Origin of the sequence: Nocardia arizonensis, assembly GCF_001310275.1 — a bacterium.
In the GTDB taxonomy this organism is placed as follows: Bacteria; Actinomycetota; Actinomycetes; order Mycobacteriales; family Mycobacteriaceae; genus Nocardia; species Nocardia arizonensis.
In genome coordinates, this window is record NZ_LGYZ01000118.1 from 81,498 (window position 1) to 94,461 (window position 12,964).

Sequence of the window (12,964 nt, forward strand, 5' to 3'; positions counted from 1 at the left end):
CCTGGCTCGACAGTTCCGGCGCGCTAGGTCGTGCTCGCGGCCCGCCGCACGATCTGCTCGGCGTGGCGCAGCACCGGTGCGTCGACCATACGACCCTCGAAGGTGAACGCGCCCCGGTGCCGAGGCGCCTCCTCCAGCACCTGGCGCGCCCAGGACAGCTCCTCCGGTCCGGGCGCGTAACCCGCCCGGATCACCGCGACCTGGGTGGGATGGATGGCGACCTTGGCGTCGAAGCCGACGGCCACCGCGTCGGCGGTCTCGGCGCGCAGTCCGTCGAGATCGGGGATGTCCAGGTAGACCGAGTCCAGTGCGAAGCGGCCGTAGGATTTGGCGGCCAGCAGCGCGGCGGAGCGGACATGGCGCGCCACGTCGCGGTAGCCGCCGTCCTCGTGGCGGCTGGACTTGCCGCCGAGTCCCGCGACGAGATCCTCCGCGCCCCACATGAGGCCGATGGTGTTCTCGGCGCGGGCGGTCTCGGCGACCGTGAGCGCGCCGAGCGGCGATTCGATGAGTGCGATCACCTCGTAGTCGCCCAGAGCGGCGACCTGACCGGCGGATTCGGCCTTGGGCAGCATGAGCCGCCGGTAGCCGGTGCGGGCAAGGGTCTCGAGGTCGAGCGCGTGGTCCTCGGTGCCTGCGGCATTGACCCTGACGACCGTGGTCCGCGCGTCCAGCGGCGTCCGCACCAGCGCCGCGCGCGCGGCGGCCTTGTCCGCGGCGGCGACGCCGTCTTCCAGATCGAGGATGACCACATCGGCCGCCGCCGCGGCCTTCGCGAACCGTTCGGGACGGTCGGCCGGACAGAACAGCCAACCCGGTCCCGGCAGCCGCCAACTCATGACGCCGCCGGATTCTTGCGGACCAGCGCCTTGCGCGTGGCCGTCGCGACGATTTCGCGGTGCTGATTGCGCGCGGTATGCGCGAGGGTCACGATGCCTTCGCCCGGACGGGATACGGATTCGCGCTTGTCGGTCACCACGGTTTCGGCGTACATGGTGTCGCCGTGGAAAAGCGGCTTCGGGAAGGCGATCTCGGAGAAGCCGAGATTGGCGACAAGGGTGCCCTGGGTGAGCTGGCCGATGGACAGTCCGACCAGGGTGGACAGGGTGAACATGGAGTTGACAAGCCGCTGGTTGAACGGCGGCTGTGAGTCGGCGAAGGCCGCGTCGAGGTGCAGCGCCTGCGGATTCATGGTCAAGGTGGTGAACAGGACATTGTCGGCCTCGGTGATGGTGCGGCCCGGCCGGTGGTCGTAGATCACGTCGGTCTCGAACTCCTCGAACCAGAGTCCGCGCTGCACAACCCGTTTCACAGGCCGAGCTCCCGCCCGATCAGCATCAGCTGCACTTCCGTCGTCCCCTCGCCGATTTCCAGGATCTTGCTGTCACGGTAGTGCCGCGCCACGGCGTATTCGTTCATGAAGCCGTTGCCGCCGAAGATCTGGGTGGCGTCGCGGGCATTGTCCATCGCGGCCTCGCTGGCCACCAGTTTGGCGATCGACGCCTGCTTCTTGAACGGTTTGCCCGACAGCATGAGCGCGGCGGCGTCGTAGTAGGCGGTGCGCGCGGCGTGCGCGCGGGCCTCCATCCGGGCGATCTTGAAGGCGATGGCCTGATTGCGGCCGATGGGCTGTCCGAAGGCCAGGCGTTCCTTGGCGTAGCGCACACTCTCGTCCACGCAACCCTGCGCCGCGCCGACCGAGAGCGCCGCGATGGCGATACGTCCTTCGTCGAGGATGCGCAGGAAGTTCGCGTAGCCGCGCCCGCGTTCGCCGAGCAGATTGTCCTCGGGAACACGGACGTCGGTGAAGCTCAACGGATGGGTGTCGGAGGCGTTCCAGCCGACCTTGTTGTAGGCGGGTTCGGCGACGAATCCGGGGGTGTCCGCGGGCACGAGGATGGTGGAGATCTCCTTCTTGCCGCCGGACTGCCCGGTCACCGCGGTGACCGTGACCAGCGCGGTGATGTCGGTGCCGGAATTGGTGATGAACTGCTTGCTGCCGTTGATCACCCATTCGCCGCTGTCGAGCACGGCGGTGGTCCTGGTGCCGCCCGCGTCGCTGCCCGCGTCGGGTTCGGTGAGGCCGAAGGCGGCCAGCGCGCGTCCGCTGGTGAGCCGGGGCAGCCATAGCGCGCGCTGTTCGTCGGTGCCGAAGCGGTACACCGGCATGGCGCCGAGCGAGACGCCCGCCTCGAGGGTGATGGCCACGCTCTGATCGACCTTGCCCAGCTCCTCGAGCGCCAGGCACAGGGCGAAGTAGTCCCCGCCCATGCCGCCGTATTCCTCGGGGAAGGGCAGTCCGAACAGTCCCATCTCGGCCATGCCCGCGACCACCTCGTAGGGGAAGGTGTGGTTCGCGTCGTGTTCGGCGGCCACCGGGGCGACCACCGATCGCGCGAAATCCCGCACCGTCAGCGCGAGATCGCGATAGTCCTCGGGCAGTGTGCCGGTGGACAGGTAGTCGGTCATGCGGGATTTCCCTCTCGCTCGGCGTCTTTCGGTTCCGTATCGGCGGGATGGATACGTGCCAGTGGCTGGTCCAAACGGACCTGCGCGCCCGGATCGACGAGGATCTCGACGATGCCCGCCACCGGCGCGGTGAGTGTGTGCTCCATCTTCATGGCCTCCACCACGACCACCGGAGCGCCCGCGGCGACCGTCGCGCCCCGAGCCGCGGGCACCGCGATCACCGAACCCGGCATGGGACTGCGGATCTCGGCGTCGCCGAGCTGTTCGCCGCCGCCGCGCACGCTGGTCTCCGCCACGATGCGCAGCGGCGCCGCGCCCGCGTCGCCCGCCACCCAGATCTCCTCGCCGTCGGACACGACCAGGTAACTCGCGCGCACCCCGTCGCGGGTGAGGGTGAGCAGGTCGCCGTCGCCGGTGACGGTGAGCGCGGATGCCGTGCCGTCGCCGTCGTCGAGGCGGACGGTCGCGGCCGAGGGGGTGCCGGTGAGGTGGACGTGGCGAATGCGTTCGCCCGCGGCCAGTCTGACGGTAGTCGGCGCGTGCGCGCCGAGACGCCAGCCGGTCGGGACGTCCCACGGATCGGATCCGGGGGCCGGCCAGCGGTCGAGCCAGTGCCGGGCCGCGGCGGCGACGAATTCGGCGTCGCCGACCGGGGCCGGGGTGAAGTCGGCGACGCGGCGGTCGAGCAGACCGGTGTCGAGGCGGCCGGCCGCGACATCGGCATCGGCCAGCAGCATACGCAGGAATCCGATATTCGAGGTGACCCCGAGCAGCACGGTATCGGCCAGCGCCCGGTCGAGGCGGGTCAGCGCGGCCTCGCGATCGGGCCCGTGCGCGATCACCTTCGACAGCATGGGGTCGTAGTCGCTGCCGATCACCGTGCCGACCCGAAGACCCGAATCAACCCGGACCCCTTGGCCTTTCGGTTCCCGCAGCGTCAGAACCGTTCCGCCCGTCGGCAGGAAGCCGCGCCCCGGGTCCTCGGCGTAGACGCGAGCTTCCACGGCGTGCCCGACCAGGCGGATGTCGTCCTGGCTCACCCCGATCTTCTGGCCCGCGGCGACCCGTACCTGGCATTCGACCAGGTCGATCCCGGTGACCATCTCGGTGACCGGATGCTCGACCTGCAATCGGGTGTTCATCTCCATGAAGAAGAACTCGTCGGGCCGGTCGGCCGAGACGATGAATTCGACCGTGCCCGCGCCCACGTAGTTCACGCTGCGCGCGGTATTGCAGGCGGCAGCGCCGATGCGCGCCCGGGTGGCATCGTCGAGCAGCGGCGAGGGCGCCTCCTCGATGACCTTCTGGTGGCGCCGTTGCAGACTGCATTCGCGTTCGCCGAGGTGGATCACGGTACCGAAGCGGTCGGCGAGGATCTGCACCTCGATATGGCGCGGCCGGGTGACGAACCGCTCGAGAAACAGGGTGTCGTCGCCGAACGCGGCCGCGGCCTCGCGCCGGGCGCTCGCCAGCGCGGCGGGCAACTGCGCCGGGTCCTCGACCCGGCGCATACCCTTGCCGCCGCCGCCCGCGGACGGTTTCACCAGCACCGGATATCCGATCTCGACCGCGGCGGCGATCAGGTCGGCGTCGGAGAGTCCGGGTTCGGCGATACCGGGCACCACCGGGACGTCGAAGGCCGCGACAGTGTTCTTCGCGGTGATCTTGTCGCCCATGACCTCGATGGCCCGCGCGGGCGGACCGAGGAACACCACACCCGCCGCGGCCAGCGCGGCGGCGAACGCGGCGTTCTCCGAAAGGAATCCGTAGCCGGGATGGACCGCCTGCGCCCCGGTGCGCACGGCCGCGTCGACCACCTTGTCGATATCGAGGTAGCTCTCGCGGGCGGGCGCGGGGCCGAGGCGGACCGCGACATCGGCCTCGCGCACGTGGCGGGCGTCGGCGTCGGCGTCGCTGTAGACGGCCACGCAGCGAATGCCCATGGCGCGCAAAGTCCGCATGACGCGCACCGCGATCTCGCCGCGATTGGCGACCAGGACGGTGTCGAAGGCGACCGGGTGGGACCGGTTGACCGGTGCGGCATTCGGCGGGGTGGTGGGGGTCGTCATCGCGATCACATCCGGAATACGCCGTAGGAAACGGGATCGAGCGGCGCCTGCGCGCATACCGATAGCGCCAGTCCGAGAACGGTTCTGGTGTCGGCGGGGTCGATGACACCGTCGTCCCACAGGCGCGCGGTGGAGTAGTAGGGATTGCCCTGGTGTTCGTACTGTTCGCGAATGGGGGTCTTGAACGCCTCCTCGTCCCGCGCCGACCACGGCTTGCCGCTGCTGTCGAGTTGATCCCCGCGCACCGTGGACAGCACCGAGGCCGCCTGTTCGCCGCCCATGACCGAGATGCGGGCATTGGGCCACATCCACAGGAACCGCGGCGAATACGCGCGCCCGCACATGGAGTAGTTGCCCGCGCCGTAGGAACCGCCGATCACCACGGTCAGCTTCGGCACTCGCGCGCAGGCTACCGCGGTGACCATCTTGGCCCCGTGTTTGGCGATGCCGCCCGCCTCGTAGTCGCGCCCGACCATGAATCCGGTGATGTTCTGGAGGAACAGCAGCGGGATCTTGCGCTTGTCGCACAGTTCGATGAAATGCGCGCCCTTCATGGCGGATTCGCTGAACAGCACGCCGTTGTTGGCCACGACGCCGACCGGATGACCGTGGATGCGGGCGAATCCGGTGACCAGGGTCTTGCCGTACTCGGCCTTGAACTCGTGGAATCCGCCTTCGTCGAACGCGCTGCCGCCGTCCACGATTCGCTCGATGACCGCGCGCACGTCGTATGGGGTGCGCAGGTCGACCGGGACCACGTCGTACAGTTCGGATTCCGGCGCGGCCGGCGGTGTGCTCGCACGCACCTCCCAGGGACTCGCGGGCCGGGGACCGAGCGTCGCCACGATGCGGCGCACGATGCGCAGGGCGTCGCGATCGTCGTCGGCGAGATGGTCGGTGACCCCGGACGTGCGCGAATGCAGTGCGCCGCCGCCGAGTTCCTCGGCCGTGACGACCTCGCCGGTGGCCGCTTTCACCAGCGGCGGGCCGCCGAGGAAGATCGTGCCCTGATCGCGCACGATCACGGCCTCGTCGCTCATCGCGGGCACGTACGCGCCGCCCGCGGTGCAGGAACCCATGACCGCGGCGATCTGCGGTATGCCCGCGGCGCTCATGGTGGCCTGGTTGTAGAAGATGCGCCCGAAATGCTCGCGGTCGGGGAAGACCTCGTCCTGGCGCGGCAGGAAGGCGCCGCCGGAGTCGACCAGGTACACGCACGGCAGATTGTTCTGCGACGCGATCTCCTGCGCCCGCAGATGCTTCTTCACCGACATGGGGTAGTAGGTGCCGCCCTTGACCGTCGCGTCGTTGGCGACGATCACGCATTCGCGCCCCGACACCCGCCCGATGCCCGCGATGACGCCCGCACCCGGACATTCGTCGTCGTACATGCCGGTGGCCGCGAGCGGGGACAGCTCGAGGAAGGGACTGCCAGGGTCGAGCAGTTGGTCCACGCGCTCACGCGGCAGCAGTTTGCCGCGGGCGATATGGCGTTCGCGGGCCTTCGCCGGGCCGCCGAGCGCCGCCGCGGCCAGCCGCTCCCGCAGATCGTCGACCAGTGCCAGATGGGCGCCCCGATTGTCGACCCGGTGGGTAACCGTCATCACGTCCTGCCATCCCGGTTAGTCGTCGATAACTGGAATTCAGGTTAATCTTGATTAACCGAGATGTCCAGGGCATGGTGATTTCCAAGGCACGGTGATCTCCAGGGCACCGAGATGTTCGGGGCACCGAGATGTTCAGGGCGAGAAAGGGGCGGCGGTGACCGATACCGAATCCGGCGCGCTCACCCGGCGCGAGCAGATGAAGGCCGAGCGTCGCAAGGAACTGCTCGTCGCGGGTGCGCGGCTCATCGCCGATCACGGATTCCTCGGGGTCCGGCTCGATGATCTCGGCGCGGCGGTCGGAATCAGCGGCCCGGCCGTCTACCGGCATTTCGCGAACAAGGAGGCGCTGCTCACCGAACTGCTCATCGAGGTGAGCGAGCGTCTGCTCGCGGGCGGACGCCGCGTGGTCGCCGAGACCGAATCCCCGCGCGAGGCACTGGCCGCCCTGATCGATTTCCACCTCGACTTCGCCTTCGGCGAACCCGAACTCATCCGCATCCAGGATCGCGACCTGGACAAGGTCCCCGCGGCCGCGCGCCGCGAGCTGCGCCGCACCCAGCGCCGCTACGTCGAGATCTGGGTCACGGTGCTGCGCGAACTGCGTCCCGGGCTGCCGGAGGAGACGGCCCGGGTCCAGGCGCACGCGGCATTCGGCCTCATGAACTCCACCCCGCACAGCGCGTCCTCGGCGACCGCCGCGCGCGCCCGCCCGATCCTGCGGACGATGGCGCTGTCGGCGCTGTCCTGAAACGGGCTTGGCGCGCACTTCGACGCTGCGCACTTCGACGCCGCCGCCCGAGCGGCGCCCGCCCGCGTCGGCGATCCTAGACTCACCCGCATGACGGTGCACTTCATCGGGGCGGGACCGGGCGCGGCGGATCTGCTGACCGTGCGTGCGGTCACCCTGTTGCGCACCTCGCCGGTGTGCCTCTACGCCGGTACCTACCTCGACCCCGAGGTGCTCGCGCACTGCGCGCCCGAGGCGGAGCTGATCGATACCCAGCACCTCGACATCGACCGGATCACCGCCCACCTGGTGCGCGCCCATGAATCCGGCGCCGACGTCGCGCGGCTGTGCTCCGGCGACCCTTCGCTGTACTCCGCGCTCACCGAGCAGACCCGCAGGCTCGACGCCGCGGGCGTGCCGTGGGACGTCACCCCGGGCGTGCCTGCCTACGCCGCCGCGGCGGCCGTGCTCGGCGTCGAACTCACCGTGCCCGAGGTGGTCCAGTCGGTGGTGTTGACCCGCACCCGGGCCCGGTCCACGGTCATGCCGGAATCGGAGGGGCTCGGCGAGTTCGCCCGGACCCGGGCCAGTTTGGCGCTGCATCTGGCGATCACCCGCATCCGCCCGCTGGCCGCCGAACTCGCGGCCGAATACGGGGCCGACTGTCCCGTCGCGGTGGTCTACCGGGCGAGCCAACCCGAGGAACTGGTGCTGCGCGGCACCCTGGCCGATATCGCCGATTCGGTGGAGGCCGCCGGACTGCGCCGGGCCGCGATCATCCTGGTCGGCCGTGCTCTTGCGCCCTCGGCGAGCTGCGGCACATCCCATCTCTACGATCCGGCCCGCGACCGCGGCTGAGTCCCATCGGTGTGTCCGTAATCCCAGCAAACGCGTCTCGACGCGGCTGCCAGCCGTGATGTTTCACAGCTATGGATCTTGGTTGGTCGCTCGCCCGGGGCGACGGTAGATTGTTCCGGTGGTCAGCACTCGAGGTCCCGGCACGATCTGTCGGTGGGTAAGTGGAACTGTCGGACCCATGTAACAAGATCGGTCCAGCACAGATAGTGCCAATGAACATTTTTGCCTGATTGATTACGAGAACTGAACCTGGAAGCACAGGCGCCGCCGTCGAATGGGTGCGCGTCCTGTCCGGGTGTCGTCGGGGAGCGCTTGCGTGGTGTTCCGGAAGCGAGGTTACGGTTGGACCGGCTGGATTTCGGCGCGAACGGCGAAGCTGATGGCGAGTACTTCCCGCTGTCGCCCGCGCAGCTGGGCATCTGGTACGCCCAGCACCTCGATCCGCAGGTGCCGATCAATATCGCACAGTATGTCGACCTGCGCGGTGATCTCGACGTAGGCGCGCTGGAGCGCGCAAGTCGCGATGCCGCCGTCGAGCTGGGGTCGGGCTTCATCGCGATCGTGGAGATCGACGGCGAACCCGTGCAGACCGTCGACACCACCCTCGATTCCACCCTCGAATACGTCGATCTGCGCTCGGCCGACGACCCGGAGGCGGCGGCCGCCGAGTGGATGCGTGCCGAGTACAGCCGCCCGCTGGACATCGTCGGCGACCGGCTCATCCGCGCCGCCGCGCTCCAGCTCGAGGATTCGCGCTGGTACTGGTACTCGCGGGCGCATCACATCGTGCTCGACGGTTTCGGCGCGATGACCTTCATGCAGCGCATCGCCGAGCTCTACACGGCCGCGGTGACCGGTGTGGAACCCGAACCCGCCAAGGCCACCGATCTGCGCACGCTCTACGAGCAGGAGATCGCCTACCGCGACAGCACCCGATTCGCCGCCGACCGGGAGCACTGGGCCAAGCGGGTCGCAGGACTCGAGGAGGGCTCGAGTCTGGCGGGGCGCTCGGCGCCGCCCGCCCCCGTCAACGGTGTGGCCAGCGCCGCGCTGTCCACCGAGCAGGACGCGCTGCTCGCCGCCGCGGTCGAGCGGCACGACAATTCCCCCGCCGGGCTGCTGATCGCGGGCTTCGCGGCCTATCTTGCCCAGATCACCGGCACGCAGGACGTGATCCTGAGCCTGCCGGTGACCGCGCGCACCACCGCGGCCATGCGCCGCTCCGGCGGCGTGGTGTCCAACATCGTGCCGCTGCGCCTGAGCGTCGCCTACGACACGACGGTCGCCGACCTGCTCAAGGCCGTGACGGTCGAGGTCTCGGGCGCGTTGCGCCATCAGCGCTACCGCCATGAGGACATCCGCCGCGACGCCGCGGGCGACGGCGTGGTGACCACCGAGTTCTTCGGCCCGTGGGTCAACATCATGCTGTTCCACAGCGAGATGTCGCTCGGTCCGATGGTGGGCCGGTTGAACGTGCTTTCCACCGGAAGCATCGAGGACCTCGGCGTCAACTTCTACCAGTCCGGCACCGGGTCGCACATCGACTTCGAGACCAACCCGAACCTGTACACCGACCACGAGGCGCGCACCCATCACGCGCGGTTCCTGGAATTCTTCGAGCGCTTCCTGGCCGCCGACGCCGCGACACCGGTGTGGGAGCTGTCGGTCACCACCGAGGACGAACTCGAACTAACCCTGCTGGAGTGGAACGACTCCCAGCAGGAGGTACCCGACACCACCCTGCCCGCGCTGCTGGCCGCGCAGAAGGCGCTGACCCCGGACGCCGTCGCCCTCGACTTCGAGGGCGAGACCCTGACCTACGCCGAATTCGACGCGCGGGTGAACCGGCTGGCGCGGTCGCTGATCGCCGACGGCGTCGGCCCCGAGGCACTGGTCGCGCTGGGTATGCGGCGGTCGCTGGACCTGGTCGTCGGCATGCACGCGGTGCTGGAGGCGGGCGGCGCCTACGTTCCCATCGACCCGGACCATCCGGCCGAGCGCACCGCCTACATCCTGGAATCCGCCGATCCGGTGTGCGTGCTGACCGCCGCGGACGACGACCTCGACCTGCCGGAGACGGTGCGGCGGGTGCGGATCGACACCCTCGATCTGTCGGGATTCTCCGCCGCACCGGTCACCGACGCCGACCGCCGCGCTCCGCTGCGGCCGGACAACACCGCCTATGTCATCTACACCTCCGGTTCCACGGGCAGGCCGAAGGGCGTCGCGGTCACCCATCGCGCGATCGTCAACCAGCAGCTGTGGATGCTCGACGAGTATCGCCTGACCGCGGACGACGTCTATTTCCAGAAGACCGCGACCACATTCGACGTCTCGCTGTGGGGTTACTTCCTGCCGCTGATGGTCGGCGCGAAACTCGTCGTCGCGGCGCCGGACGGACACCGCGATCCGCTCTACGTCGCGCGGATGATCGCCCGCCACGGCGTGACCGTGACCGACTTCGTGCCGTCCATGTTGACGGTCTTCGTCGCCCACGCCACCGCGGAGCAGTGCGCGAGCCTGCGCGCGGTCTTCGTCATCGGCGAGGCGCTGCCCCCGGAGACCGCCGCCGGACTCCGCGCGATCTCCTCGGCGGGACTGCACAACCTCTACGGCCCCACCGAGGCCGCGGTGTCGGTCACCTACTGGGAGGCCACCGCCGCCGACACCGTGACGGTGCCGATCGGCATTCCCGAATGGAATGTCGAGGTCTACGTACTGGATTCGCGGCTGCGTCCGGCCGCCGTCGGCGCGCCCGGCGAGCTGTACCTGGGCGGACGCCAGTTGGCGCGCGGCTACCGGGGCAGGCCGGACCTGACCTCCGACCGCTTCGTCGCCAATCCGCTCGGCACGCACGGCCAGCGCATGTACCGCACCGGCGACCTGGTGCGCTGGAATGCCGCGGGCACGCTGGAATACATCGGCCGCACCGACTTCCAGGTCAAATTCCGCGGTCAGCGCATCGAACTCGGCGAGATCGAGACCGTGACGCTGGCACACCCAGCGGTCAGCCAGTCCGCGGTGCTCGTCGTCGACACCGCCACCGGTCAGCAACTGGTGGCCTATGTCGTGCCCGCGCCCGGTCAGTCCATCGATCCGGCCGAACTCACCCGATTCGCCGCTGAACAGCTGCCCGGCTACATGGTGCCCGCCTCGATCATGGTGCTGGAGGCGTTCCCGCTCAACACCAGCGGCAAACTCGACCGCAAGGCACTGCCGGAACCGGTGTTCAGCGCCGACGCCGCCGGTTACCGCGCCCCGCGCACCCAGGCCGAACAGATCGTGGCGGGCATATTCGCCGATGTGCTGTCCCAGCAGCGGGTCGGCATCGATGACAACTTCTTCGACCTCGGCGGCAACTCGCTGGTCGCCACCCAGGTCGTGTCCCGCATCGGCGCCGCCTTCGGCACCCAGATCGGTGTGCGCGCGCTGTTCGAGACGCCGACCGTGGCCGGGATCGCCGGGCGCGCCGAGAAGGCCGCACCGACCGACGGCAGCCGTCCGCCGCTGGTGGCCCAGCGTCTGCCCGACCGGGTGCCGCTCTCGCTGGCGCAGCAGCGCATGTGGTTCATCAACCAGTTCGATCCCGCCGCGCCCACCTACAACCTGCCGTTCGTGGTGCGGTTGCGCGGTCACGTCGATCTGGCCGCGCTGAGGACCGCGCTCAACGACGTCATGGCGCGGCAGGAGTCGCTGCGCACGGTCTTCCCCGAATCCGGGGACGGCGGCTACCAGCAGGTGGTGCCCGACGACGAGGTCAACCTCGCCATCGCGGTCGCCTCCATCGATGAATCCGAACTACAGGCCACGCTGACCGAATTCGCCTCCACCGGCTTCGATGTCTCGCGCGAACTGCCGATCCGGGTGCGCATCTACAGGGTGACCGGCGGTTCGACCAATGGCAGCCCCGATCACGCGGTCGCCTTCGTCGTCCATCACATCGCCGCCGACGGCTTCTCCTTCGGGCCGCTGTCGCGGGATGTGGCCGCGGCCTATCTCGCGCGCGCCGCGGGCGCCGCGCCGAGTTGGACGCCGCTGCCGGTGCAGTACCAGGATTACAGCGTCTGGCAGCGTGAGCTGCTCGGCTCCGAATCCGATCCCGGCTCCATGGCCGCACGGGAAATCGCTTACTGGCGCAGGCAATTGGCCGGTCTGCCGGATCAGCTGGATCTGCCGACCGATCGCCCGCGCCCGCCCATGCAGAGCTTCCGCGGCAGCCGGGTGCACTTCGACATCGATGTCGACCTGCACACCCGACTCGCCGGATTGGCTCGCGCGCAGGGTGTTTCGCTGTTCATGGTGATGCACGCCTCGCTCGCGCTGCTGTTGGCGCGGCTGTCGGGCACCGACGACATCGCCATCGGCACCCCGGTCGCCGGTCGCGGCGAGCAGGCGCTCGACGACCTCATCGGCATGTTCGTCAACACGCTGGTGCTGCGCTCGGAGGTGGACGGCAACGCGGCGTTCACCGAACTGCTGACCCGCACCCGGGAAACCGATCTCGCCGCCTTCGCCTACGCCGACGTGCCGTTCGAGCGGCTGGTCGAGGTCATCAACCCGACCCGGTCGCAGGCGCGCCATCCGCTGTTCCAGGTGATGTTGTCGTTCCAGGAGATGTCGCACGCGACCCTGGAACTACCCGGTCTGTCGGTGACCGCCGACGAACTCGACGTCGACATCGCCAAATTCGATCTCCAGTGGACGATCACCGAGGAGCGCGGCGCGCAGGGCGAGCCGGCGGGCATGGGCGCGGTGGTGTCGTTCGCGACCGACCTGTTCGACGCCGACACCGTCGCGGAATTCGCCCGCCGGTATCTGCGGGTGCTCGAAACCGTCGTCGCCGCACCGGAATCCAAGGTGCACGATATCGACATCCTCGACGACGCCGAGCGCGAGCAGGTGCTCGTCGGATGGAATCGCACCGCGTACGAGGTGCCCGCCGCGACCCTGGTCTCGATGTTCCAGGCGCAGGTCGAGCGCACCCCGGATCTGCCCGCGCTGACCTTCGAGGGGACGACTCTGTCCTACGCCGAGTTCGCGGATCGGGTGAATCGCCTCGCGCGGCACCTGATCTCGCTGGGCGTCGGCCCGGAGTCCACGGTCGCCCTCGGGATGGCGCGTTCGCTGGACCTGGTCGTCGGCATGTACGCGGTGAGTGTGGCCGGCGGCGCGTATGTGCCGTTGGACCCGGACCATCCGGCCGATCGCACCCGGTACGTGCTGGAGATGGCCGC

At 69.3% G+C, this 12,964-nt stretch carries 8 protein-coding genes; 3 read left to right on the plus strand and 5 right to left on the minus strand.

Going from position 1 to position 12,964, the window contains the following annotated elements; all coding sequences use genetic code 11:
- Positions 1-23: 23 nt before the first annotated feature.
- Genes APZ21_RS27000 through APZ21_RS27020 form a run of 5 tightly spaced genes read right to left on the minus strand, consistent with a single transcriptional unit; the run spans position 24 to position 6,142 of the window.
- On the minus strand, positions 24-839 hold the full coding sequence (locus tag APZ21_RS27000) for an HpcH/HpaI aldolase/citrate lyase family protein (protein WP_054816085.1): 816 nt from the start codon (positions 837-839) through the stop codon (positions 24-26).
- Positions 836-1,312 (minus strand): MaoC family dehydratase, encoded by a 477-nt coding sequence (locus APZ21_RS27005; protein ID WP_054816086.1) that lies wholly within the window; start codon positions 1,310-1,312, stop codon positions 836-838. The genes APZ21_RS27000 and APZ21_RS27005 overlap by 4 nt, the downstream gene beginning before the upstream one ends.
- Complete coding sequence (locus APZ21_RS27010) at positions 1,309-2,469, minus strand: acyl-CoA dehydrogenase family protein (protein ID WP_054816087.1); 1,161 nt, start codon at positions 2,467-2,469, stop codon at positions 1,309-1,311. Before APZ21_RS27010 ends, APZ21_RS27005 begins: the two co-directional genes overlap by 4 nt.
- The gene (locus tag APZ21_RS27015) at positions 2,466-4,538 is read right to left on the minus strand and encodes an acetyl/propionyl/methylcrotonyl-CoA carboxylase subunit alpha (protein WP_054816099.1); all 2,073 of its coding nucleotides are present in this window, start codon (positions 4,536-4,538) and stop codon (positions 2,466-2,468) included. The genes APZ21_RS27010 and APZ21_RS27015 overlap by 4 nt, the downstream gene beginning before the upstream one ends.
- A 5-nt stretch (positions 4,539-4,543) precedes the next feature.
- The gene (locus tag APZ21_RS27020; protein WP_054816088.1) at positions 4,544-6,142 is read right to left on the minus strand and encodes a carboxyl transferase domain-containing protein; all 1,599 of its coding nucleotides are present in this window, start codon (positions 6,140-6,142) and stop codon (positions 4,544-4,546) included.
- 199 nt (positions 6,143-6,341) lie between these two features.
- Here APZ21_RS27020 and APZ21_RS27025 point away from each other — a divergent pair, with 199 nt between their 5' ends.
- From APZ21_RS27025 to APZ21_RS27035, 3 genes are all read left to right on the plus strand, one after another.
- Positions 6,342-6,893, plus strand: a complete 552-nt coding sequence (locus APZ21_RS27025; RefSeq protein ID WP_082393482.1) for an SACE_7040 family transcriptional regulator — start codon at positions 6,342-6,344, stop codon at positions 6,891-6,893.
- 90 nt (positions 6,894-6,983) lie between these two features.
- Positions 6,984-7,730: a precorrin-4 C(11)-methyltransferase gene (gene cobM / locus APZ21_RS27030; protein WP_054816090.1), complete on the plus strand. Its 747-nt coding sequence runs from the start codon at positions 6,984-6,986 to the stop codon at positions 7,728-7,730.
- Positions 7,731-8,072: 342 nt separating this feature from the next.
- Positions 8,073-12,964: non-ribosomal peptide synthetase (locus APZ21_RS27035; protein WP_156371355.1), on the plus strand; the 4,892-nt coding region annotated here is incomplete at its 3' end.